The sequence below is a fragment of the Geomonas anaerohicana genome (assembly GCF_016458305.1).
Taxonomy (GTDB): Bacteria; Desulfobacterota; Desulfuromonadia; order Geobacterales; family Geobacteraceae; genus Geomonas; species Geomonas anaerohicana.
This window is the reverse complement of sequence record NZ_JAEMHL010000026.1, coordinates 1-23,290: the sequence shown is the minus strand read 5'-3', so window position 1 is coordinate 23,290 and position 23,290 is coordinate 1. Positions and strand designations below refer to the sequence as shown.

The 23,290-nt window shown below is 59.5% G+C and carries 25 protein-coding genes and 1 tRNA gene; 14 read left to right on the top strand and 12 right to left on the bottom strand.

Going from position 1 to position 23,290, the window contains the following annotated elements:
- Nucleotides 1-169 precede the first annotated feature (169 nt).
- Nucleotides 170-1,351: a hypothetical protein gene (locus JFN91_RS21620; protein ID WP_199391213.1), complete on the top strand. Its 1,182-nt coding sequence runs from the start codon at nucleotides 170-172 to the stop codon at nucleotides 1,349-1,351.
- Between the two features lie 186 nt (nucleotides 1,352-1,537).
- Nucleotides 1,538-2,401 (top strand): hypothetical protein, encoded by an 864-nt coding sequence (locus JFN91_RS21615; RefSeq protein WP_199391212.1) that lies wholly within the window; start codon nucleotides 1,538-1,540, stop codon nucleotides 2,399-2,401.
- A gap of 326 nt (nucleotides 2,402-2,727) precedes the next feature.
- On the opposite strand, the gene JFN91_RS21610 is transcribed toward JFN91_RS21615, so the two are convergent.
- The 5 genes from JFN91_RS21610 to JFN91_RS21590 form a co-directional block, all read right to left on the bottom strand.
- Nucleotides 2,728-2,815: transfer RNA gene (locus JFN91_RS21610), tRNA-Ser, on the bottom strand.
- Between the two features lie 93 nt (nucleotides 2,816-2,908).
- Nucleotides 2,909-3,169: a hypothetical protein gene (locus JFN91_RS21605; protein ID WP_199391211.1), complete on the bottom strand. Its 261-nt coding sequence runs from the start codon at nucleotides 3,167-3,169 to the stop codon at nucleotides 2,909-2,911.
- Between the two features lie 89 nt (nucleotides 3,170-3,258).
- The gene (gene tadA / locus JFN91_RS21600; RefSeq protein WP_199391210.1) at nucleotides 3,259-3,747 is read right to left on the bottom strand and encodes a tRNA adenosine(34) deaminase TadA; all 489 of its coding nucleotides are present in this window, start codon (nucleotides 3,745-3,747) and stop codon (nucleotides 3,259-3,261) included.
- A 144-nt stretch (nucleotides 3,748-3,891) separates the two neighbouring features.
- Nucleotides 3,892-4,311 carry a nickel-responsive transcriptional regulator NikR gene (gene nikR, locus JFN91_RS21595; protein ID WP_199391209.1) on the bottom strand — a complete coding sequence of 140 codons (420 nt, stop codon included), beginning with the start codon at nucleotides 4,309-4,311 and terminating at the stop codon, nucleotides 3,892-3,894.
- 243 nt (nucleotides 4,312-4,554) lie between these two features.
- Nucleotides 4,555-5,439 (bottom strand): complex I NDUFA9 subunit family protein, encoded by an 885-nt coding sequence (locus JFN91_RS21590; protein ID WP_199391208.1) that lies wholly within the window; start codon nucleotides 5,437-5,439, stop codon nucleotides 4,555-4,557.
- 191 nt (nucleotides 5,440-5,630) lie between these two features.
- Between JFN91_RS21590 and JFN91_RS21585 the strand changes: the two genes are divergently transcribed.
- Nucleotides 5,631-6,107: a ferritin family protein gene (locus JFN91_RS21585; RefSeq protein ID WP_199391207.1), complete on the top strand. Its 477-nt coding sequence runs from the start codon at nucleotides 5,631-5,633 to the stop codon at nucleotides 6,105-6,107.
- A gap of 91 nt (nucleotides 6,108-6,198) precedes the next feature.
- Here the strand turns inward: JFN91_RS21585 and JFN91_RS21580 are convergent, their stop codons facing one another.
- Entirely contained in the window at nucleotides 6,199-6,651 is a 453-nt protein-coding gene (locus tag JFN91_RS21580; RefSeq protein ID WP_199391206.1) for an FKBP-type peptidyl-prolyl cis-trans isomerase, read from the bottom strand.
- A gap of 188 nt (nucleotides 6,652-6,839) precedes the next feature.
- On the opposite strand from JFN91_RS21580, the gene JFN91_RS21575 reads away from it, so the two are divergent.
- The 3 genes from JFN91_RS21575 (at nucleotide 6,840) to JFN91_RS21565 (ending at nucleotide 8,918) form a co-directional block, all read left to right on the top strand.
- The gene (locus JFN91_RS21575) at nucleotides 6,840-7,361 is read left to right on the top strand and encodes an NUDIX hydrolase (RefSeq protein ID WP_199391205.1); all 522 of its coding nucleotides are present in this window, start codon (nucleotides 6,840-6,842) and stop codon (nucleotides 7,359-7,361) included.
- Nucleotides 7,358-8,260: an RluA family pseudouridine synthase gene (locus JFN91_RS21570; RefSeq protein WP_199391204.1), complete on the top strand. Its 903-nt coding sequence runs from the start codon at nucleotides 7,358-7,360 to the stop codon at nucleotides 8,258-8,260. Before JFN91_RS21575 ends, JFN91_RS21570 begins: the two co-directional genes overlap by 4 nt.
- 130 nt (nucleotides 8,261-8,390) lie before the next feature.
- Nucleotides 8,391-8,918, top strand: a complete 528-nt coding sequence (locus JFN91_RS21565) for a hypothetical protein (RefSeq protein ID WP_199391203.1) — start codon at nucleotides 8,391-8,393, stop codon at nucleotides 8,916-8,918.
- A 165-nt stretch (nucleotides 8,919-9,083) separates the two neighbouring features.
- Here JFN91_RS21565 and JFN91_RS21560 read toward each other — a convergent pair whose 3' ends face one another.
- From JFN91_RS21560 to aroF, 6 genes are all read right to left on the bottom strand, one after another.
- The gene (locus tag JFN91_RS21560) at nucleotides 9,084-9,764 is read right to left on the bottom strand and encodes a cyclase family protein (protein ID WP_199391202.1); all 681 of its coding nucleotides are present in this window, start codon (nucleotides 9,762-9,764) and stop codon (nucleotides 9,084-9,086) included.
- 197 nt (nucleotides 9,765-9,961) lie between these two features.
- Complete coding sequence (hslO, locus tag JFN91_RS21555) at nucleotides 9,962-10,843, bottom strand: Hsp33 family molecular chaperone HslO (RefSeq protein WP_199391201.1); 882 nt, start codon at nucleotides 10,841-10,843, stop codon at nucleotides 9,962-9,964.
- Nucleotides 10,840-11,397: a hypothetical protein gene (locus JFN91_RS21550; RefSeq protein WP_199391200.1), complete on the bottom strand. Its 558-nt coding sequence runs from the start codon at nucleotides 11,395-11,397 to the stop codon at nucleotides 10,840-10,842. Before JFN91_RS21550 ends, hslO begins: the two co-directional genes overlap by 4 nt.
- A gap of 3 nt (nucleotides 11,398-11,400) precedes the next feature.
- On the bottom strand, nucleotides 11,401-13,779 hold the full coding sequence (locus JFN91_RS21545) for a peptidase U32 family protein (RefSeq protein WP_199391199.1): 2,379 nt from the start codon (nucleotides 13,777-13,779) through the stop codon (nucleotides 11,401-11,403).
- Nucleotides 13,780-13,901: 122 nt separating this feature from the next.
- Nucleotides 13,902-14,399 (bottom strand): hypothetical protein, encoded by a 498-nt coding sequence (locus JFN91_RS21540; protein ID WP_199391198.1) that lies wholly within the window; start codon nucleotides 14,397-14,399, stop codon nucleotides 13,902-13,904.
- Nucleotides 14,400-14,634: 235 nt separating this feature from the next.
- Entirely contained in the window at nucleotides 14,635-15,654 is a 1,020-nt protein-coding gene (gene aroF / locus JFN91_RS21535) for a 3-deoxy-7-phosphoheptulonate synthase (RefSeq protein WP_199391197.1), read from the bottom strand.
- A 397-nt stretch (nucleotides 15,655-16,051) separates the two neighbouring features.
- Between aroF and JFN91_RS21530 the strand changes: the two genes are divergently transcribed.
- The 8 genes from JFN91_RS21530 (at nucleotide 16,052) to cobM (ending at nucleotide 23,194) form a co-directional block, all read left to right on the top strand.
- Complete coding sequence (locus JFN91_RS21530) at nucleotides 16,052-16,501, top strand: YqaA family protein (protein WP_183350510.1); 450 nt, start codon at nucleotides 16,052-16,054, stop codon at nucleotides 16,499-16,501.
- A gap of 14 nt (nucleotides 16,502-16,515) precedes the next feature.
- Nucleotides 16,516-17,808 (top strand): M16 family metallopeptidase, encoded by a 1,293-nt coding sequence (locus tag JFN91_RS21525; RefSeq protein ID WP_199391196.1) that lies wholly within the window; start codon nucleotides 16,516-16,518, stop codon nucleotides 17,806-17,808.
- A gap of 194 nt (nucleotides 17,809-18,002) precedes the next feature.
- Nucleotides 18,003-18,386 carry a sirohydrochlorin chelatase gene (locus JFN91_RS21520; RefSeq protein WP_199391195.1) on the top strand — a complete coding sequence of 128 codons (384 nt, stop codon included), beginning with the start codon at nucleotides 18,003-18,005 and terminating at the stop codon, nucleotides 18,384-18,386.
- Nucleotides 18,386-19,027 (top strand): precorrin-8X methylmutase, encoded by a 642-nt coding sequence (locus tag JFN91_RS21515; protein WP_199391194.1) that lies wholly within the window; start codon nucleotides 18,386-18,388, stop codon nucleotides 19,025-19,027. Before JFN91_RS21520 ends, JFN91_RS21515 begins: the two co-directional genes overlap by 1 nt.
- Before the next feature lie 90 nt (nucleotides 19,028-19,117).
- The gene (locus JFN91_RS21510) at nucleotides 19,118-20,188 is read left to right on the top strand and encodes a cobalt-precorrin-5B (C(1))-methyltransferase (RefSeq protein ID WP_199391193.1); all 1,071 of its coding nucleotides are present in this window, start codon (nucleotides 19,118-19,120) and stop codon (nucleotides 20,186-20,188) included.
- A gap of 148 nt (nucleotides 20,189-20,336) precedes the next feature.
- Entirely contained in the window at nucleotides 20,337-21,554 is a 1,218-nt protein-coding gene (gene cbiE / locus JFN91_RS21505; protein ID WP_199391192.1) for a precorrin-6y C5,15-methyltransferase (decarboxylating) subunit CbiE, read from the top strand.
- Nucleotides 21,554-22,264 (top strand): precorrin-2 C(20)-methyltransferase, encoded by a 711-nt coding sequence (cobI, locus tag JFN91_RS21500; RefSeq protein WP_199391191.1) that lies wholly within the window; start codon nucleotides 21,554-21,556, stop codon nucleotides 22,262-22,264. The genes cbiE and cobI overlap by 1 nt, the downstream gene beginning before the upstream one ends.
- A 144-nt stretch (nucleotides 22,265-22,408) precedes the next feature.
- Entirely contained in the window at nucleotides 22,409-23,194 is a 786-nt protein-coding gene (gene cobM / locus JFN91_RS21495; RefSeq protein ID WP_199391190.1) for a precorrin-4 C(11)-methyltransferase, read from the top strand.
- Nucleotides 23,195-23,290: the final 96 nt, after the last annotated feature.

Sequence of the window (23,290 nt, the reverse complement as noted above, 5' to 3'; positions counted from 1 at the left end):
GGGGTACATGACACCACTGGAGTATGAACAGAAAACAGCCTAAACTTAGTTGTGTCTATTTTATCGGGGGAAGATTCGACTCCGCAGTCGATGAAAGTTGGTGGAAAGCCGAAAGGAGCCGGACGCTCCGCCGGTCACGCCGCGCCGTTGTCGCATGAATGGAAGAGATATGAGCTTAAGTAAAGATGCCAAAGAAACACTCGCCGCAACAATCGCCGATTGGTTTCGAAAGTTCACTGGCAGTACTGCAATTGATGTCTCGCAAAAGCTATCTATAGAGCATGCGGAGGTTATGAGGCTATTTGAAGAACTAGAAAGACTTGGGTACGGCTCAATGAATGCGAACGTTGAGTTGAGCCAAGTAATCCTAGATCTAAACATGCCCTCTGACGGACTCAGGTTTGAGCCAATTACAACTCACATATTCTTTCCATCCAAGGATGCCCTTCACAAGGCATTTTACGAGTCAAATTTTCCAAAGCAGCAACTCCCAGAGTACAAAAAACGGCTAATGCTTGGAGCCCACCAAATTGGGCTAGCATTTTTTTCTGAGGAGGTGCTGACACGTTACTTGGCGACCCCAGGATATTACAGTGTGGAAGACTCTTTAGCTGGTGGCCAAATATCGTCAACTTCTGATGCGCCTGATGACCGACATCTATGGGTGCGTTACGGGAAATGCCGCCTGAACTCCGGGCGTATTGCAGTAACCGCGATATTCAAAGACTTGGAGCGCATGTCCGCGCCAGAACAGCGGTTCTGGCACTCTCATGAGATGGAGTCGCCAGATTTGGATCGAAGTGATGCCCACTTCCACAATTTCCTGCGTCGCACATACGATGGTGACTTTGTCGATTTTCACAATCCAATATCGAAGCTCTACAAGGCCATTTGCAGAATTAATAACGCGACAGGGAGTATCGAGCACCTCTTTACGAGGTCACAAAATGATCATTTAAGGCTCCCCGCAGAGCAGACATATAAAGCTTACTGTGATGCAGCGAGTGAGCTTTACAAACTATTAGGGCCAGATGGCCTCTCCCAGAGGACCATAAAAGGCCTCCTGGGCACAATGTTTTCTGTACTAGATGTGGACTTTGTTCACCGAGATACCCGACGTCCACTTAGTACGCTTCAATTATTCTCACTGTTGGAAGACCATCTTGGTGCGCCAGGGATATACACGAAGCCCCTCAAGATGCTATCTGAGCTACGTGTAGACGCAGATCATAGGATATTAGGTCCTGAGCCAAGCCCAAGAAGTTACTCTAGGGAATTTGCCGACATATGCGATCAGTTCACGGAGATATTGAATGTGCTGACGAATCATATACTCAGCAAGCAGAATTAACATCAAAATGCCAGATCCCACTGAGCGGCACGGTACCCTGGGAACTATAATTCTGGTAGTTACGGTAAGAAAACAGCAATCTCGGAGTTAGAACACTAGGCGGAACCAATGCCCAACCAGGCCTGTAGAGGCGTGAACCCGCTCACCGGTTGGCCGTTATACAGACTTAGAAATAAGAGATAACGCATGGCTAACAAATTAGAAAATAGCAAACCAGCGAACGAGGAGTGCCAACAAAGCGAGTATGAGTCTCATTCTGTGGCTCAAAACGACTGTTCAAGCAGCGCTCGTACAAGCGAAGCGACAGAACATCGAGAAAGTACACCACATTACATCCGCTGGAGCCTCCTGTTTGATGCTGTGCTCGTCATTGCTACTTTAGCCACGGTATGCGTAGCCTTTTCCCAATGGAAGGTCATGGAATCCCAAACCAAAATCATGAAAGAACAGATGGCAGCCATGTCTGACCAAACTAAGGCAGCGGTTCAGCAAGTAAAAATTGCCAATGATGCGCTGGAAGATTCCCGTAAATCTGGCACCGAACAATCCGCAAGAGCAGAAAAAACTTTGAATGCTGCCCTTGAGAATTTTAGGCTTGAGCAAAGGGCGTGGGTCGGAATTAAGTTTATCATGGATCGTGATATGAATTTTGGCGGGGGCATGGTGTACTTGAAAGAAGGGCAGAAGTTTGAGTCCCGAATTGCCATTTCAAATTCGGGCAAATCCTTGGCTCGAAATGTCAAAATCACAATGGCCGCTCGAAATATGCCCAAAGGCATTGACCCGACACTAAAAGGAGATAATACCAGAGCCAGTTATATTGGAGTAATGCCACCTGATTTCACGGACTATGTCGCAGTTCCAAATGACATTTTGCCTACAAAACTTGATATAGAAAACATCACAAATGGCAACCAGATTCTTTATCTTACTGGCAGTGTCACCTATGATGACGCGTTCAGCCGGACTCATTTCACAAATTTCTGTATGCAGCTTCGCCCCGATCTCATGAGCTTCACGGCGTGCCCATTTTATAACGATGCAAACTGACAACAAGGTTTTGTCAATACACGGCAAACGCGGGGTCAGGCGAGACATTCGGACATTGTGAGTTGGAAGCCAAAGTGTATCCCAACCAGAACGGGTGGAGACGGACTGCGCGAGCCGATAATAGCAGATGAAGAGGCTGCAAGAGCTAAATCGCTCCGCCGCTCACCCGCCGCCCGTTGATATGACGGGAGCAACCTGACCATCCCCTTAAATCTTTCGCTCGTCCACCTCCCCCAGCAAGGGGACCAGAGACCATACTAGAGACCATACTAAACAAAAAATGCAACAAGGGGTTACAACGTCGTCGTTGTAACCCCTTGTTATTATGGCGGAGAGATAGGGATTCGAACCCTAGGTACCTTTCGGTACACCTGATTTCGAGTCAGGCACCATCGACCACTCGGACATCTCTCCGGATTTGCTGTTGTCAAAGGAGCGGCACTCCTCAGAGCAGAAAGATATACCTTATTCAGAAGAGAAATTCAACCCTGTTGTGGCACCCTGGCTTCAGTAGGTAAGTCCGGCATAAAAATCCTGTAGATATTGCCGCTGTGTCTTGGTCAGGACGCCCCTGGTATCTATCTCAGAGAGAATGCGCCAGATCAGGCCTAACTCGCTGTACACCCTGAGCACGGCGGCGAGTTTGTGGCGTGAGTGGTCTTCCGATGCTATCGTCCCCTGCAGCAACTCCTCGGTGTAGGTCGCCAGCCGGGTGATCTCATGGTGCGTGGCCATGATGGAATTGGGGGTGATTTCTTCAATTTGCATAGGCCCCTCTCAAAGCCGGAAAAGAGATTGGATGTCTTAAACTTTCGGCTCGGGGCGAAGAAAGGTTTAGCGCTTTTTTCTCTTTTTTTTCAGCTGTTGGAGGACAACCGCTCCTGCTTCTTCTGGGCACGCAACTTCACGAAAAAAGCGGAGAGCATGCCGGAAGTTTCCTCGCCGCGCACGCCGGGGGTGAGAACGACGCTGTGGTTCAGCCTCTTGTCGTCGGAGAAGTCGAAGAGGGATCCCGCCGCCCCCCCCTTGGGGTCATAGCTGCCGAAGGCCACGCGGTCCAGGCGCGAGAGGATGATGGCTCCCATGCACATGGTGCAGGGCTCGAGGGTAACGTACAAGGTAGCGCCGGTGAGGCGCCAACTGGCGAGTTTCTTGGCTGCCTTGCGTATCGCGATCATCTCGGCGTGGGCGGAAGGGTCCTGTTTGCTTTCCCTGAGGTTATGGCCGCGCGCGATGATGGCTCCGTCTTTCACTATCACGGCGCCGATGGGCACTTCGCCGATGGACTCGGCTTTTCGGGCTTGGTCGATGGCCTTGCCCATCCAGTAGTGGTCGTCTTTCTTCATGCTTTACTCTTGTAGATAGTCAGAGGCTTTTCCCCCTCCCTAACCCTCCCCCTCCGGGGGCGGGAATGCTGACTTAGAGAGAAGGGTGGACGGCAGCGGCGGTTTTTGAACGTAGAACGTTGAACGTTGAACGTCTGTTAGCCTTTAATGCAGGCCTTCGCCGGTGGTGGTCATGACCAGTTTGCCGTGCTTGACGCCTTTCACGCCGATCAGTTCGTCGGCGATGCGGCGCACGTCGCGGGCCTTGCCGCGCACCACCAGGACTTCGAGACAGTTGTGGGCATCGAGGTGAACGTGCAGTGCGGATATGATCTGGTCGTGGTGGGCATGCTGGTGCTCGGTGAGCTTGTCCGAGAGGTCGCGCACGTGGTGGTTGTAGACCAGGGTCACCGTGCCGACGCCTTCTTTTTCACCTTCTTCCCACTCGAGCTCGACCTGTGCGGCCCGAATCAGGTCGCGGATCGCTTCGGAGCGGTTGGCGTACCCTTTCTGCTCGATGAGCCGGTCGAAGCTCTCCAGCAACTGGTCGTCCATGGAAATGCCGAATCTTACTGTCTCGCCCATGCATGACTCTCCTTGGAAAAAAGTGCCTTACTATACGTGAAAGAGAAAAGAGAGTCAAAACCGACCTCACGCAAAACCGACAAGACGCAAAGAAAGGCAAGGCTTGAAACGTTTAACAGGGATAAAAGGGATGAAAGGGATGACCAACCACGATTTGGTCGTATCCCTTTCATCCCCTTTATCCCTGTTTGTTTATGATTCTTTCTTTGCGCCTTTGCGGCTTGGCGTGACAAAACCGTCCAACTATTTGAGGTAGCTGCGGATGCCGGGCTCGAAGTTGACCGGCTCGAAATGGAAGGTCTTGCGCCAGCTGCCGTCGCAGGTATTGCCTTGCACCAGCATGGCGATCTGATCCGATGTGATGGGGAAGAAGGAGAAGCCCTCGAAGAAGGGAACCACCAGCCGCATGAGCGGTAGCGGATTCTTTATCTTGGCGACGTGGCTCTTGCCGAGCACGCGGCCGATGACATCGAGCAACTCGTTGTAGCTGTAGCGGTCGGGCCCGCATAGCTCGTACTGCTGCCCTATCGTTTCGGGTTTCTCCAGCGCATCGGCAAAGCAGCGGGCGACGTCGTCGGCGGCAATGGGCTGGAGTTGGTACTCGCCGTCCCCGATGACGGGCATGGCGGGAAACGTGCGCATGTATCCCGCCAGCATGTTGATGAAGTCGTCCTTGGGGCCGAAGATGATGGAGGGGCGGAAGATGGTGTAATCGAGGCCTGATTGGCGCACCAGTTCTTCCGCCTGGTATTTGCTCTTGAAGTAGCGGGCGGTGCTGTCGGCGCGGGTTCCCAGGGCCGACATCTGCAGGTGGCGCCGCACGTTGCCTTTTCTCGCTGCCGCCAGGATGCTCGCGGTGGCTTCCACGTGCAGGCGCTGGAAGGTGATTCCCCGCCCCGGAAATTCCCTGATGATCCCGACCAGGTTGATGGTCGCATCACAGCCGCGCACGGCTTCCTCGAACGTTTCCGGCCGGGTGATGTCCCCGACGATCTCCTCGACGTCGGGCTCGGTGCTCCCCAGGCTCCGGCGATGTACCAGCAGTCTCAAGCTGTGTCCGCGCGCCAGGAGCGTTTCTCGTACATGTCCTCCCACGAAACCTGTGCCGCCTGCCAAAAAGATCAACATACATCCTCCGTCGAGTGTATTGCCACTCTTCAAAGTCCGAAAGGTGCCGCTTTGGACTCATAACGACAGCCGATAGTGTAGCAGGAGTTACTGGAATCTCCATTCAGGTGACAATGTGTATACAAAATCTTGTGCTCGCGCCTATCTTGTGTTAAAAAGCCTTTCACAACAAAGACTAGAGGAGACCCGCCATGGCTGAGCAAGGTGATGTCTGTTACACATTTGAAGCTGCGATCGAAATGGCCGCCCAGATGGAGAACGAAGGATTCCGCGCTTATCTTGCCGCGCTCCGCATCGTGAAGGACAAGGCTGCCCGTCAGATCATCAAGGAAGCCGCGTTCGACGAGCTGGAGCACAAGCACCAGTTGGAGAAGGCGCTGGTTGAAGGGGAGATGAAAGGGGGAGAGGGGCTGCACCAGCCGGTGCCGACCATGAACCTCGACTACGTCCTGCCGAAGAAGGAGCTCCGCCCGGATTCCACGGCCCGTGACGCCATGGCCTACGCCATCCACCTCGAGAAGGGCTCCATCGACTTCTACGACCGGATGTCCCGCGGCTGCGAAGGCGCTCCCATGGCGGTCTTGTTCAAAAAGATGCTGGCGGACGAATCCCGCCACCTACAGGAGCTGGAAGACCTGTACGAGCAACATTTCATGACCGAGAACTAGGCCTGGCCTTTCCAGGTCGCACGGGGATACAAAAAAATCCCCTCCTTTGCGGGAGGGGATTTTTTATTTGCTAGCTGTCACTTCTCGGCTGCTAGAGGATTTCCACCAGCTTGAGGTCGAAGTTGAGCGCCTGGCCCGCCAGCGGGTGGTTGGCGTCGATGGTGATGGTTGCGTCGGTCACCTCGGTCACCATCACGTTGAAGATCTGCCCGTCCTCCTGAGTCACTTCCAGCTGCTGACCGAGTTCCGGGTTCATCTCCGGGGGGAGGTCACCGCGCGGCACCACCGCCACCATCTCGTCCATTCTTTCCCCGTAGGCTTCGTCAACGGGAATATGGATGGTCTTGGATTCTCCGACTGCAAGCCCTTTCACCCCCGCTTCAAAGCCCGGAATGACCTGCCCGGAGCCGATGACGAATTCCAGCGGGCCGTGCCCGCAGCCGCAATCGTCTTCGCCGCACTCGGAAGAGTCGAACACGGTGCCGTCGTCCAGTCTCCCTGTATAATGAACCTTTACGCGGTCCCCGTCTTTAGCTTGTGCCATATTTTTCACCTCACATGTTTGGATATAAGCTTCAGAGGGTACCAGATGACCGCAATATTATCCACCGTTTAATTTCACCGATCCCCGCGGGGGGAGCCCCGCAGCCTACCGGCTGTTCACGTTCCCGCCGAATTTATCTTTTGTCAAATCCATCACGGAAATGGTATGTATCTACCCTTGGGGGATTCATGGAAACGAAGAACAGGTCGATGCTTTTCAACGGCCTCGTGGTCGGCATCGAGCAGATGGACGTGCTCATCGGCACCCAGGGGTGGTACACCTATCAGGTTGTGCGTCATCCCGGCGGCGCCGGGGTGCTCGCGCTGCACGACGACGGCTGCGTCACGCTGATCCGGCAGCTGCGTCCCGCTGTGGATGGCTTCCTGCTGGAAATCCCCGCCGGGCGGCTGACGCCGGGTGAAGATCCGCAACTGTGCGCCTCCCGCGAGTTGATGGAGGAGACCGGACTGGTGGCGCAGACCATCGTTTCCCTCGGTGTCGTGCATCCCTCGCCGGGCGTCTTCGACGAGGTAGTGCACCTCTACCTTGCCACCGGCCTTTCCCAGGGAGAGGCAGCACCCGAAGCGTACGAGGAAATCTCCTGCCAGAAAATTCCGTTTGAACAGGCGCTGGCGATGGCCGCGGACGGCAGCATTACCGACGGCAAGACCATCGTGGCGCTTTTGCGCGCCCAGAGGCACCTGGCATGATACTCACGGCACGGATAGACGCAGAACAGGCGGGGCTCAGACTGGATGATGCAGCGAAGCTGCTGTTCCCACAGCTCTCCAAAGGGGAGATCCGCCGGGTCATCGACTGGGGCGGCTGCAACATCAACCAGGTGCTGGTCCGGGTAGCGTCGCGCCAGGTGAAGGAAGGTGACGAGGTCGCCCTGGGGCTGATGGAGGCGGAGCGCTGCATCGACCTGGTGTACCAAAAGCATGAGCTCCTTTACGAGGACAAGGATTTCCTGGCGGTGTACAAGGCCGTCGGCGTCAACAGCCAGCGCACGCCGTACCAGTTGAAAGGGACGGTCGAGTACGCGGTCGAGTGTTACATGAAGAGCATCGGCCTGCGTGATCCCTCCCGCGTGGTGCACCGTCTGGACCGCGGCACCAGCGGGGTGATGTTCTTTCCCAAGCACAAGCAGGCGGCGACCCTGATCTCCAACCTCCTCAAGGAGGGGAAGGTGCAGAAGACCTACTGGGCGCTGGTGTCGGGTTCGCCGGATCAGCAGAGCTGGAAGGTGGATGCGCCGCTGGACCGCGTCAGCAAGTTCCGCTACGGCGTGTCGCTCAGGGGCAAACCGGCGCGTACGGTGTTCAACGTCTTGGGCGAAGGGGGCGGGGTGACCGCCATCGAGGCAAAGCCGCTTACCGGGCGCACGCACCAGATCCGCGTCCACCTGGCCCATTCCGGCTTCCCCATCATCGGCGACGAGAGCTACGGGGGGATTCCCGCCAGCAGGATGATGCTGCATTGCCGGGCCATGCGTTTCACCGGCCCGCGCGGCAAGATCATCGAGGCGGTGGCGCCGCTCGATGCGGATTTCCTGGAGGCCGCGCCGGAAGGGGCATTCGAGCAGCCGGCCGGAGACGCAACAGCATAGCAACAGGGATAAAAGGGATGAAGGGGATAACGGCAAAGACAGCAAAAACCCAAACTTTAGGTCTTATCCCTTTTATCCCTTTATCCCTGTTAGATAGTTTTTTTCACTAAACGTAAATACGGAGGGATTTATGAAGAAGACATTGTTGATTGCCCTGTTCCCGGTGCTGTTGCTGGTGGCGGGAGCCCTGGCGGTGTGGGGTGACGAGCAGCAGGCTGTTAAACCCGGGTGCGGCAACTGCGCCAAGATGCAGCAGGTGCAACAGCAGGCACCTTGCGCCAACTGCCCGAAGGCTGCTGCCATCGAGCAGGGTGCTGCCCCGTGCGACAACTGCCCCAAAAAGGATGCCGCAGCTCAGCCCAAATGCGACAAATGCGCCAAGGGTGCTGCCATGCCGTGCGACAACTGCCCGAAGAAGGATGCCGCAGCTCAGCCGGCGTGCGACAAGTGCGCTAAGGGGGCTGCCGCCAAGCCCGCGTGTGACAAGTGCGCCAAGGGTGCTGCCGTGCAGCCGGCCTGTGACAAGTGCCAGAAGATGAAAGGGGCCGAGGCAGCTCCGACCGCTGGCTGCGCCAAGTGCGCGAAGCTGCAGCAGGACCAGGCTCCTGCGGACCAGCCGGTGCAGAAGGAGTGCTGCAAGAAGCAGAAAACGATGTAGATGCTCGGCATTTGCCGGGATCAACGGAAAAGGGAGTGGCTCCTAAGGAACCACTCCCTTTTTTATTCCGAGCTAGGCGATGATTTCCGCTAGTTCCCCCCTCACCCTAGCCCTCTCCCAGAGGGAGAGGGGATTGTGGAGCGGCTTCTATAGGTGGTTGATCTTTTACGAAAGCGGCCATCTGCTGGTGTGCGGGTCGAAAGGTTGCTGGGCAGCAGCATCGGGAGTTTCGACCAAAAGTGCCCGAACCGGCGCACCGTCCCCATCCTTGAGTTTCAACGGCAGGCAGATCAACTGGTAATATCCAGCCGGAACGCCGGCCAAGTTGACCCCTTCGATGACCGGGGTGCCACCGTTCAGAAGAATCCTGTGCACTTCGCCGTCCCCGTCCATCGGTTCCACCGACAGATAATCGACCGCCACCAGCTTCACCTTCATGTGGTGCAGGTAGTGCGCTCCATCCACCGTCAGCGCGGCGAAATCCTCGTGAAACTCTCGATCGCCCCAAAAGTCCGAGTTGCCGGTCTTTATCAGCAGCCGTTCCACTCCCTTCAACTCCAGCGGTTCAAGCTGGTCGCGGCCGATCCTCTTGGCGTCGGGGATCTCCACGACCCGTGCGGGCCCGATGAGGAGGTCGAGCGGGATTTCATCGACCGTGATGCCGGCATCGTTGAAATGGCGGGGAGGATCGATGTGGGTGCCGGAGTGGGTGCCCAGCGTGACGAGGGAAAGGTTGGCGGTGTCGCCCTTGGCGATGCGGTGCCAGGGCTCTACGGTAACGGAGGGGTCCCCCGGGTAGGAGGGAAGATCGGGTGACAGCGCGACGCTGATGTCGTGGATTCTCATGGTATACCTCCCGCGTTAATGTGAAAGCGGCACAGGCAAGTATAACGCACATAACAAAAAACGGCTCAACGCAAAGACGCAGAGCCGCTAAGGCGCCAAGAGAACCTACAAAAACAGGCATAGTTTGTTAAAAAAGGATTCGAAGTTCTTCTCTTTGCGTCTTAGCGCCTTCGCGCCTTTGCGTTAAGTATTTAGAACTAGGAAGGCTCCACTTCCGCGATCAGTCGCTCGAGGTCGGTTTCGCTGAAGTGGTAGTGCTCGCCGCAGAACTCGCAGGTGACCTCGGCACCGTGCTGCTCCTTGATCATGGCGGTCAGCTCCTTCTTCCCCATCGAGATGAGCACCCGTTCGATGCGCTCCCTGCTGCAACTGCAGGCGAAGCCGACGGCACGCTTCTCCAGGATGTCATACTCCATGCCGGAAAGGAGCATCTCCATGATCTCCTCGGGCGTGTTGCCGCCGCGCAGCAGTTCGCTCAGGGGAGGGAGCTTTTCGATATGGTCCATCAACTCTTCGACCACCAGGGGGTCGACCGGAGGTATGGCCTGGATCAGGAAGCCGCCGCACGCGGTTACCGCGCCGTCCTGTTCGATGAACTCGGCGATGCCGACTGCCGACGGGATCTGCTCGGACTCCACCAGGTACAGGGCGAGGTCCTCCGCGATAGCGCTGGTGTAAAGCTGAACGGTGCCGCGGTACGGTTCTTTGAGCCCCAGATCCTTGGCGACGGTGAGAAAACCTGCGCGCCCCAGTGCGTTGGGGACGTCGAGGGCACCGTCGGGACGAAGCATGTGTACCTGGGTGTCGCCCACGTAGCCGCGCACGCTGCCGTCGCTGTCGGCTTCGATGACGATCTTCTTGAGCGGACCGTTCCCCTCGAAGCGCATGGCAACACGCTGGCCGCTCTTCAGCATGGCGCCCATGAGCGTCCCTGCGGTAAGGGCTCGTCCCAGCGCGGCGGTAGCCGTGGGGAGCGTGCCGTGGCGACGGCAGACTTCGCTGACCGTATTGGTGGTAACGCAGGTAAGGGCTCTGACTGTCCCGGATTTGGCAATCGCGCGCACCATGTAATCTGTCATAGAACCACCCCCACCCTTCCTCCTAATTCACCCTGCTTAAGCCAGAGTTCTTTCAATGTAATGTAATCCCAGATACTGATGCCCTTGACCCGGTGGGCGAACAGTTCAGTCAGGCGCGGTACCTGGTTCAGGTCGCACACCAGCAGTTCTCCCATCATGCTCAACGACGGTATCTTCTGCACCACCTTCCTGGTCAGCCAGTCGAGGTCGAGCGGCGTTACCGGCCCGAGCTTCAGGAAGACGCACTTGCGCGCGGCGCTGAACTCGATCCCCTGGATGGTAAAGCTCGCGGAGAAGGGGATCGCGAAGGGGACCAGTCGCTTCTTCAGTCGGCCGGAAAGCTCGCAGTACCCGTTTTCGATGCTGAGCCTGAATTCCACCAGCTCATCATCGACCGCCTTGTCCAGGAACTCACGCTGCAGGTACTCCTGGGTGATGCGGAATTCACGACGCAGCAGGAGATCCTTGAGGCTCTGCTCCTGCACCAGCCCCATGAAGGCGGGATCGTTGAGCCGATCCTGGATCCTCCCCTTGATCTTGTCGATGATCCCCATCTCTTAGACCAGGCCGGTGCTGAAGTTGAATTCGGACGCGCCCGGTACGGCGATCCCCCTACGGTACGCCTCCAACACCCGCTCGCGCTCCTGCTGCTGCAGTGCGGAAAGGTCGAGCAGGAACTTGCCGCAGCCGAGTCCGCGCAGGTCGTTGCGATACTGGGTCAGGGCAAACGGCGTCTGGGCGCTCACCACGGTGAGGTGGTCCTTCACCTTGACCGAGTACAGATCGCCGCGGTCCGAAGCCAGCGGCGCGTCTCCCTTCATCTCCTTGATGGCGATCTTGGAGGTGATCACCGGGACCGGCGCGAAGAGCAGCACGCCACGGTCGATTTTCAGATCGCTGGCAAGGAGCTGGGCCAGGTTGGCGCGGTCGTCCTCGATGTAGAGGGTGGCGCGCGCAACGCCCAGTTCCTGCCAGGAGAGCAGCGCCTGGCTGTTCAGCGAGAAGAGCCGGTAATCGGTGTTCAATTCAGCGTCGGTTCCCTTGAAGAACTGGAAATGGGACAGGTTGGTGAGCTCGAAACGCTTGAAGCCGGCGCGCATGATCCCCTGCACCGCCTCTTGGTAGAAGGGGAGGTCCGCCTCGAAGATGATGAAGGGAAGCTGCCAGATCACCTTGTGCTCGCTTCCCTTGAGCTTGCGGGCGAAGGGGCCGAACTGGTGCAGGTTCGCCTTGGAGACCGGCAGTACCACGGTGTCGACCAGGTCGCGGTGCAACTCGTGCCAGTCCTTGACGTGCTCGAGCTTCACTGCCAGTTCTTCCTTGCCACGCGACGACGCGGGACGCTTGCCGACCAGGGCGGCGAGCGCCTTCTCCCGGTTCTGCGCGCTCCTGTCCTTGAGCGCACCCAGCGACTGCTCCGAGAGCCAGGCGTAGAAGCGGCGCCGGATGTCCTTGAGGACGGGCGGAGGGATCATCAGCGCGGGGAAGTCCGGGGCCGACAGAGATGCCAGGGTGAACTCGGTGTCGCCGCTCTTGGAGAACTGCGCGCGCAGCACCCCTTCCATGTCGCTGGTGCGGGACGGCTCCAGTTCGCCTAGTTCGAACTCGGTGCTGAGGTCGTTGCCGAACACCTTGGCGTCGATCTTCAGCTTCTGGTCCTGGTAGGAGAGGGTGAGCCGGCACGGGATACTGCCGCCCTTCACTCCTTCCAGCCGCCTGAGGCACGCGTTTTCGCTCATGGTGAAGGCTGTCTCCGAGGAGACCTTGAACACCGAGTCGCCCAGCTTGAACGGGAAGGGGGAGGGCGTCGAGACCAGGGTATTCTCCCTGGCGTTCATCACCTTCTTGCCCCCGAGGTACAGTTCCTTGATGGTGAAGGCGCGCCCAGCCATGTCGCTCTTGGGCTGGACCCGGATCCGGTCGCCGACGTGCAGCGCGTCCTTGGTGTCGAAGCTGATCCGGTTGCCGCGGATCTCCCTGATGTCGCCCAGGTAGCGCCCGGTCGCCCCCTTGATGGAGGGGGTGGAGATGTCGGTCGGGTTGTGCGAGGCGAGGAAGCCCTTGGTCGGCACTCGCCCGAAGGAAAGCTTCAGGAGCTCCTTGGCCTCGGCCACCTTGGCCGCGTGCTGCCCCGGCGCCGCGTCCAGCACCATGCGGTAGGCGCCGATGACGCTCGCCACGTACTCCGCGGATTTCATCCGCCCCTCGATCTTGAGGGAGTGGACCCCTGCCTCGATGAGCTGCGGGATCATCTCGATGCTGGAGAAGTCGTTGGTGGAGAGGTAGTACCCTTCTTTCCCCTTGTGTTTGTACTGGCGTCGGCAGGGTTGCGCGCAGCGCCCGCGGTTGCCACTGTGCCCGCCCAGGAACGAGGAGAAGAAGCACTGGCCGGAAATGGAGAAGCAGAGGGCGCCGTGGATGAAGCACTCGATCTCGGCGCGGCTCGCCGCCACGATGGTTTTTATCTCGTCAATGTGCAGTTCGCGGGCCAGCACCACGCGCTCGAAGCCAAGCTCCTCGAGTTGGCGCACGCCCAGCGAGTTGTGGATGGTCATCTGCGTGGAGGCGTGCAGCGGGATGCCGGGGAAGAACTCCCGCGCCAGGCGCGCCACGGCCATGTCCTGCAGGATCACGCCGTCCACCCGCATCGCCTCCAGGGCGGCCAGGTTGTCGATCAGCAGCGGCAGTTCGTTTTCTTTGACGAGGGTGTTGAGGGTGACGTAGACCTTTTTGCCGTGGGCGTGGGCGTAGGCGGTCATGCGCTCCATCTGGGAGAGGGTGAAGTTCTTGGCCTTGGCGCGGGCGGAGAAGTCGCGCAAACCGGCATAGACCGCGTCGGCACCTTTCTCCATGGCGGCGAAAAAGGCTTCGAGCGAGCCGGCAGGCGACAGCAATTCGGGTTTATTGGTAACAGTACCGTTTACTTTTAATGACATCCGCCTAGAGTACCGGAAGGGGTGGCATGGGTCAAGGGGCAACGGGCATGGGTGCAAAATCCCCCCTGTCCCCCCTTCGCAAAGGGGGGACGTGAGGTCACGTGCACGGCAGAAGGGACTGGCTACTTCTTGGGCTGGATGGGGAGGTATTTGTACCTGCGTTTGTGGGTGGAGAGATCGGCGAGCGAGTAAAGGTCGGACTGCGAGATCGTCCAGGTAGCCCCGTCTTTCTTCAGATGAATGGCCTTGGTGACGAACTCGGTGCCGGGCGTGCTGGCCTCGAAGCCGAGCTGTGCCTGCACCACCGCATTCTTGCCGCTTTTGAGCGAGACCCTGGCATCCTGGATCTTTTCCCAGCAGCAGGCGGGTTTGCGCGGCGCGGAGGCAAGGCGGTTGGCGAACTTCTCGCGACCGTCCTTGCCGCCGTTGGTGTGCTGATAGAGATCGTCAAACCTGCCGTCACGCCAGAGGTCGAGGATGGTTTCGAAGTCCCTGAGAACCTCCTGTTCGCTGGCGACGGAGGTCTCGTGTGCAGCGGCACCGCGCCGAGCACCTTCAGAGGGCGCGGCGGCGATGGTTATAAATAATATAAGGACCAGCAACGGGCGCAGCACGGACATGGTAACACCTCCTTCGGTGCAAGTACCCGGAGAGCATACCTTAAAATGCATCAGCCGCCAGGGATGGCCATTGGTTCATGGTGCGCAAGCAGCGCTCCTCCCCCCGGAGGGGGGGAGGTTGGGAGGGGGGATAGCCTGAAAGAGTCGCTGCGCGCCCCCTCCCTGACCCTCCCCCTCCGGGGGAGGGAATTAACTTCCCGTCCCCCAGTCCCTAGCCCCTGCCTTTGCCTCTGCTTTACAGCGTCTTCTCTGCCGCTTCCGCGAACAGCTTCAACCGGTCCATCAGTGCCTGGAACTTCTTGGGCTTCAAAGACTGCGGCCCGTCGGAGGACGCTTTCTCCGGATCGGGATGCACCTCGATGATGAGACCGTCGGCGCCTGCGGCAACCGCGGCGTAGGACATCGGCGCGATGTAGTGGTAGTTGCCGGTGCCGTGGGAGGGGTCGATCACCACGGGGAGATGGGTCTTGTTCTTGAGGACCGGGATCGCGGAGAGGTCGAGGGTGTTGCGGGTGGCGGTCTCGAAGGTCCTGATGCCGCGCTCGCACAGGATCACGGACTGGTTCCCCTCGCTCATGATGTACTCGGCGCTCATCAGGAATTCCTGGATGGTCATGGACATGCCGCGTTTCAAAAGGATCGGCTTGTTGATCTGGCCGACCTTCTTCAACAGGGCGAAGTTCTGCGCGTTGCGCGCGCCGATCTGGAGCATGTCGGAGTAGGAGGCGACCAGGTCGACGGATTCGGGATCGATGACTTCGGTGACGAAGGGGAGGCCGGTAAGGTCGCGGGCCTTGGCGAGGAGTTTCAGCCCTTCTTCTTCAAGGCCCTGGAAGGAGTAGGGGGAGGTGCGGGGTTTGAAGGCGCCGCCCCTGAGCATCTGGGCGCCGGCTGCCTTGACGGCGTGGGCCGATTCGATGATCTGCTCTTCGTTTTCCACCGAACAGGGGCCGGCCATGACCACCAGTTCCTTGCCGCCGATGGCGAGGGTGTCGGAGATGCGCACCACACTCGGCTCTTTCTTCACTTCCTTGGACGCCAGCTTGTACGGCTGCAGGATGGGAACCACGCTCTCCACGCCCTGCATCGACTCCAGCGTCTGCAGCACGCTCTTGCCCCGCTCGTCGCCGACCGCCCCGATCACGTCGCGGGTGGTGCCGCGGATGATGTGCGGGGTGTAGCCAAGTTCCTTGATCCTCTTGGTGACTGCGTCCCGTTCCTTCTTCGGTGCTCCTGCCTTCATTACCACGATCATACTCACGCTCCTTTTGGTCCCCGAAAGCGAAAGGGCCGGAAGGATTGCTCCCCCGGCCCTTAGTATGATGTTCTGGTAATCTGCTATCCGAACCGTAAGGGGGAGGAGAATCCTGCCACCCCGGCTTCGGTTCGGAATTTAGTACCTGCTACCTAAATTACACCTCTACCCGGGGCGACGGCCTAAAATAAAAGCCGTACCAAAAGTAAAAGTTAGTAAAGGTAAAGTAGCCGGTGTTGATCATGACAGCGTTTATGCTACCCGCACGCTCTAATGTCAACAAAAAAGTTGCCCCTGCTCGTCCCCTGTGACACACCGCCCGCATCGCCACTTACTTAGTCCCGAATTAATTCAATGTTGTTTGACAATCCGCACCCTTTCCGCTAATTTGACCGGAATGCACGAGTGGCTGGTCAATTACGGGTTTTACTCCCTGTTTCTGCTGAGTTTCCTGGCCGCCACCCTGCTGCCGCTCGGCTCGGAGTGGCTGGTCGTGGCAATGTTGATCGGGCGGCAAAATCCTGTCGCCGTGGTTCTCGTTGCCACCGCCGGCAACTACCTGGGCGCGCTCAGCACCTACTGGATCGGCCTCTACGGAGGCGATTTTTTACGGCGCCGGGTGCTGCGCATGGACGAGGAGACGACGCGCAAGGCGGAGCGCTTCTATGAACGCTTCGGCTCGCTGTCGCTTCTGTTCAGCTTCCTGCCGGTGATCGGCGACCCGCTCTGCCTGGTCGGCGGCGTGCTGCAGGTCGGTTTCATCCGCTTTTCCCTCCTGGTCCTGACCGGCAAGCTGGCGCGTTACGCGGCGGTCGCCTGGCTCACCCTGAAGGGGGCGGCACTCTGAAGTACGGAGGTTTGATGCTCAGCTGTACCAAGAAGGTTCTCCCCAACGGATTGCGCCTCGTCTCCGTCGAGATGCCGCATCTGCACAGCGCGGAGATTGCCATCTACATAAAGGCGGGAGGCCGCAACGACACCACCGGCAAGGCCGGCATCTCCCATTTCCTGGAGCACATGCTCTTTCGCGGCTCCAGCGAGTTCGCCACCAACCTGGAACTGGAGATCGCCTTCGAGGCCATCGGCGGCAGCGTCAACGCGGCCACCGACGAGGAGACCACCTGCTATTTCTCGCGGGTGCACCCCGACCAGATCGCGGAAGGGATACGTCTCTTTTCCTCGATGTTGTTGACCCCGACCCTGGAAGGGCTGGAGATAGAGAAGCGGATCATCACCGAGGAGGCGCTGGAGGATATCAACGAGCGCGGCGAGGAGACCAACACCAGTAACCTCTGCAGCAAGCTCCTGTGGCCGGACCACCCGCTGGGGACGCCCACCATCGGATACCTGGACAGCATCAAGGGGATTACGGAGCAGGATCTGCGCCGCTATCTCGCCGATCACTACGTTCCCGGCAACGCACTCATCGTCGCGGCGGGCCGGCATAACTCGGAGCAGTTTTTCGCGGCGTGCGAGAGGTTCTTTGCCGGTTGGAGCGGCGGCAATGCCATTCCGCCGGTCCCGGCCAACCAGGTGCAGCAGGAACCGCGGGCCATCTTCGTCAAGGATTCGGACAGCCAGGTGAACCTGCAGATCGCTTTCCGCGGTTTTGCCCGGCAGGACCAGCGCTTGATGGGGCTGCGGCTGATGCGGCGCATCCTTTCCGGCGGCGGCAGTTCGCGGCTGCACCTGTCGCTGCGGGAGAAACTGGGAATCGTCTATTCCGTGGATGCATCCCTGTCCGCCTACGAGGAGACCGGCGCCTTCGCCATCGAGCTGTCCACCGCACCGGAGAACCTGGTGCTGGCGGTCTCCGAGGTGTTGCGCGAGGTGAAGAGTCTCGCCTTCGAGGAAGTCGGGGAGGCGGAGCTGGCCCGGGTCAAGGAAGGGTACTTCTACGATCTCGAGTACAGTGCCGATTCCACCTACGAAATGCAGGTACGTTACGGCTGGGGCGAGTTGATGTCCCTGGTGAGGACCATCGAGGAGGATCGCGCCGAGGCGGCCGCGGTCGGCGCCGAAGAGTTGCGGCACATGGCCCATGCCCTGTTCGCCCCGATGAACCTGGTTCTCGCCGCCGTAGGCCCGTGGAAAGCGCCCGCCAAACGCGCGGTGGAGAAACTGGTCCGGGAATACCGGAAGGGGTGGGGCTAACGGCAAAACCCGTTCAAGGTTCAACGTTCAACGTTCGGACTGGGCACAGCCGATGGCGTCGGACCCGTGACGGGACGTGTGGAAGTGGAGTTGACCGGGGACTGCACGCTGGCAAGTCAAGGTGCGGTACCCAAGAAACAGTAGTACTAACTTGAACGTTGAACGTAGAACGTTGAACGGCTTTTGAGGTTTTCATGAAGACAGCTTTGTTGCTTATGGCTCACGGCAGCAGGATCGCCGAGGCGAATGACGCGGTACACGAGATCGCTAAACGGGTTAAGAAGATGACGCAGTTCGAGATCGTGGAGGTCTCCTTCCGCGAACAGCACCTGCCCAATATCCAGCAGGGCGTTGACGCCTGCGTGGCACAGGGGGCGCAGCGCATCCTGCTCGTTCCTTACTTCCTCTACATGGGGGCTCACGTCCTGGAGGACCTCCCCGAGGAACTGGATGAAGCGAGAAAGCGCCACCCCGGCGTGGAGATGGTGCTCGGCAAACACCTGGGCGTGCATGACAAGCTGGCGGAGGTCGTGGTCGAGCGCGTCGCCGAAACCCTTACCGAGCAGAGGTGGCACTGATGTCGGTGCACCTGCGCCCCGAGGAGATCGAGGCGGAGTCGTTCCGCATCATCGAGCAGGAACTGGGGCCGCATAGCTGGAACGCGCAACAGTGGCCGCTGGTGCGCCGCGCCATCCACACCAGCGCCGACTTCGACTACGCCCGCAGCATGGTGATCACGGACCACGCGGTATCCGGCGCCATCGAGGCACTGAAGGCCGGACTGGGTGTCGTGACGGACACGACCATGATCATCTCCGGCATGAACAAGGAGCGGCTCAACAGGTTCGGGGCGCAGCTCTCCTGTTTCGTCGCGGACCCGCAGGTGGCGAAGGAGGCCAAGGAGCAGGGGGTGACCCGTTCCATCCTGGCCATGCGCAAAGCGGCAAGGGACGCGGCTAACGGCATCTTCGTCATCGGCAATGCACCCACGGCGCTTTTCGAGCTGATCAGGCTGATCCGCGAGGAAGGTGTGCGCCCCAGGCTCATCGTGGCGTTGCCGGTGGGCTTCGTCGGCGCCGCCGAGAGTAAGGACGCTCTGCGGGAGTTGGCGCTGGAATACCCGGAGTTGCAGTTCGTCACCAACATCGGGCGCAAGGGCGGCTCCAACGTTGCGGCCGCGGTGATGAACGCCATACTCATCCAGGCCGTCGGAGCTTGATCCACGAACTCGTTTTTTGATGCCGGGAACCCATCGCCGGCTTGCTGTTCCTTCAAATTGAATGAAATTTGCCTTCACATGGGATGACGTATGAGCGGGAAAGAACTCAGATACGGCTTCACCACCGGTGCCTGTGCCGCTGCCGCCGTTAAAGGCGCTGCCCAGATGCTGCGCGACCAGGCCTTGGTCGACGAGGTGCAACTGACGCTTCCCTGCGGCAAGGGGGCGCGCTTTCGCATCGAGGGTGGCGTGCTGCACGACAACACCGCTTCCTGCTACGTGGTCAAGGACGCCGGTGACGATCCGGACGTGACCAACGGCGCCCAGATCCACGTCACCGCCCAGGTGGAGATGTTCACCAAGAACCGCATCGTGATCCAGGGGGGCACCGGCATCGGCAAGGTGACCAAGCCGGGGCTCGCGGTCCCGGTGGGCGAGTGGGCCATCAACCCGGTGCCGCGCAGCATGATCCTCGAAGTGATCAAGGAAGTCTTCGCCGTCCGGTGCGTACCGGCCACCCTCACCTTTACCATCAGCATCCCCAACGGGGAGGAACTGGCCAAGAAGACACTCAACGAGCGGCTGGGCATCTTAGGCGGGCTCTCCATCCTGGGGACCTCCGGTATCGTCAAGCCGATCTCCACCAGGGCTTGGACCGATACCGTGGATACCGCCGTCGACGTGGCACTGGCCTGCGGCTCCCGGACCGTCGTGCTCTCCACCGGGCGCAGTTCTGAAATGGCAGTGCAGCGGGTCCTGAAGCTGTCCGAGGAATCCTTCGTCATGATGGGGGACCACTTCGGCTACTCGCTGCAGAGTTGCGCCAGGAAGGGCGTCCACGAGGTGGTGGTGGCGGGGCAGTTCGCCAAGCTGGTGAAGATTGCCTGCGGCCACGAGCAGACCCACGTCACCTCCTCCGATTTGGACCTGGTGACCGTCGCCTCGTGGCTGAAGGAGGACCCGGCCACGGCACACCTGGAGCAACTGGCGCTGGAAGCGAACACGGCGCGTCACCTGCTGGAGGCTTCGGGCTTCGATAAGGCGCTGATCAAGCTTGTGTGCGGCAAGGTGGCCGAGGCCTGCGCCGAACTGGCGCCCTGGTTGAAGGTGCGGGTATTCCTGGCGGGATACCAGGGGGAGATGCTGTACTTCGATAGATAGCACTACGTCCCCTCCCCCGGAGGGGGAGGGACAGGGAGGGGGCTGCGCTTTAACGCAAGATGCCTACGCTTTCCCCCCTCCTGTCCTCCCCCCCCCGGGGGGGGGGAGGAACAATGATTGATTATGTATTGATGGAAAGGAGGGGGGCATGGCGGAACAAAAGATTTACCTCGTCGGCGCGGGTATCGAGGGATGGGAAGGCTTCGGCAAACAGGCACTCGAGGTGATCGACAGCGCCGAGGTTCTCATCGGCCACAAGCGCCTGCTGGACATCTTCCCCGACTTCAAAGGGGAGAAACGTCTCCTCGAAGACCTCTCCATCATGCTGGAGCACCTGAAGAACACGGAGAAGAAAACCGTGGTCCTCGGTTCCGGCGACCCCAACTTCTTCGGTGTCGCACGGTTCCTGCTCAGGAACCTCCCCAAAGAGCGCATCGAGATCTACCCCAACGTGACCAGCGTGCAGTACGCCTTCGCCCGGATCAAGGAGCCGTGGGACGACGCCACCTTCGTGTCCGTGCACGGCAGGGGGATCAAGCCGGCCCTGGACCGCATCGTGGCCTCTGAAAAGATCGCCATCCTCACCGACAGCGTGAACACCCCGGCAGTACTGGCCCGGGAGTTGATCCACCGCGGCGCCGAGGGGTACGAGGCCTGGGTCTGCGAAGACCTGGGACTTGCCACCGAGAAATTCACCAAGACCGACGTGCGCGGCCTGGTCGACTTCAAGTGCTCTCCGCTCAATATCCTGATCCTGATCAAGACCTGGGAGCCGAACCTCCAGAACTACCCGATGATCGGCATCCGTGACGACGAGTTCGCCACCGCCAAGAAACTGATCACCAAGGAAGAGGTGCGCGCCATCACCCTGGGCAAGCTGCAACTGCAGGACGACCTGGTGATGTGGGACATCGGCGCCGGCAGCGGCTCGGTCTCCATCGAGGCGGGCAACCTGATGCCCAACGGCCGCATCTTCGCCCTGGAGAAGAACCCCCAGTACCTGACCTACCTCAAGGAAAACCTGAAGAAGTTCGTGGCCCGCAACGTCACCGTGGCCGAGGCGTTCGCACCGGAAGGGCTGGAGGATCTGCCTGATCCGGACCGCGTCTTCATCGGCGGCTCCGGCGGTATGCTCGAGGAGATCATCGAGGCGGTCGACAAGCGCCTCAAGCCCGACGGTTTCATCGTCCTCAACGCGGTGACCCTGGACACTTTGACCAAGTCGGTGGAGTTCCTGGAAGATCATGGCTACACCGTCGAAGTCACCTGCGTCAACATCTCCAAGACCCGCAGCCTTACCGACTACAAGATGTTCGCTGCTCACAACCCGGTGTACGTGATCGCCGCCTGGAAAGGGGAGGAGTAGTGGCGGTTGTCTACGCGGTAGGTGTGGGGCCGGGCGATCCGGAGCTGTTGACCAGGAAGGCGGAGCGGATCTTGCGGAGCGTGGATGTCATCTGCGCCCCGACCGGTGCGGCCGAAGGGGGAAGCTACGCCCTTTCCATCGTCGAGGAGTTCATCGACCGCAGCCGCCAGGAAGTGCTGATCCAGCTGTTCCCGATGGTGAAAGACCAGCAGGGGCTCGACCCGTTCTGGGAGGAGGCCGCCGACCAGGTCGCGCAGCGGATAGCTGCCGGCAAGGACGTCGCCTTTGTCACCATCGGCGACCCGTTTCTCTATTCCACCTACCTCTACATTCACAGGATCTTCCTCGCCAAGTACCCCGACATAAAGATTGAAGTGGTGCCGGGCATATCCAGCATCCTCGCCTCTTCCGCCGTCTCCGGTCTGCCGCTTGGGCTTGGGCCCGAGCGCATCGCGATCCTCCCTGCCACCTACGAAAAGGACGAGCTGAAGCGGACCCTGGAAGAGTTCGACACCGTGGTGCTCATGAAGGTGAACCGGGTCTTCGATTCCGTCTATGCCGCGTTGAAGGAACTGGGGCGGGAAAAGGGGGGCGTCTTCGTGCGCCGGGTCGGTTCGGCGGAGGAAGAGGTGCATCATGACCTGGAGGCCCTGGTGGGCCAGAAGCTCGACTACCTCTCCATGCTGATCGTGAGGAAGAACCCGCTGTAACTCAGCTCCCTGCTCCGCTTACATCTGCTCCTCCCCCTGGAGGGGGGAGGTTGGGAGGGGGGCTGCGCTGGTGGAAAAGATCCCCCTCCCTGTCCCTCCCCCTCCGGGGGAGGGGACGCTGGAATTTCATCGAAAGGTTTTCCCATGTCCCATGAGAACATAGTCCATTTTGTCGGCGCCGGCCCCGGCGACGTCGAACTGATCACCGTGAAAGGGGCGCGCCTTCTGGGTGAGGCAGACGTCATCGTTTATGCCGGCAGTCTCGTCGACCGCGAACTGGTACTCACCTATGCCCCGGGTGCACGGGTGTACGATTCCGCGGGGATGGACCTGGAACAGACCACCAGGGTGCTGGTCGAGGCGGTCCTGGCGGGGCAGATGGTGGTGCGGCTGCACACCGGCGATCCGTCCATTTACGGGGCGATCCAGGAGCAGATGGAGGAGTTGGACAAAGTCGGCATTGGCTATGAGGTGGTCCCCGGCGTCACCAGCGCTTTCGCCGCCGCTGCCACGCTGAAGCAGGAACTGACCCTTCCCGAGGTGTCGCAGACCGTGGTGATCACGCGCCTGGCCGGGAGAACGCCCGTTCCCGAGCGGGAGCAGTTGGCCAGCATCGCGCAGATCGGCGCCACGCTGGTGATCTACCTTTCCATCTCCATGATCGAGAAGGTCGTGGAGGAGTTGCTCTCCGGTGCCTACCAGGAGGACACTCCCGTCGCCGTGGTAGCCAAGGCTTCCTGGGCCGACGAGCAGGTGCTGACCGGAACGCTGGCGGATATCGCGGCCAAGGTGCGTGACGCGGGCATCGGCAAGCAGGCGCTCATCGTGGTGGGGGACGTGCTGCGGGCGCGCGGCGAGGGGATGAAGGCGAAGTCGCTGCTCTACGACAAAGGTTTCAGCCACGGGTGCAGGGAAGGAATAGTAACTTAGAAACGGTTCTACGTTCTATGTGTTGAGTGCCACGACATCGTGGACACAAATAAGTGCCACCACATCGTAGACAAAGTTCTCTGACAATCGAATAGC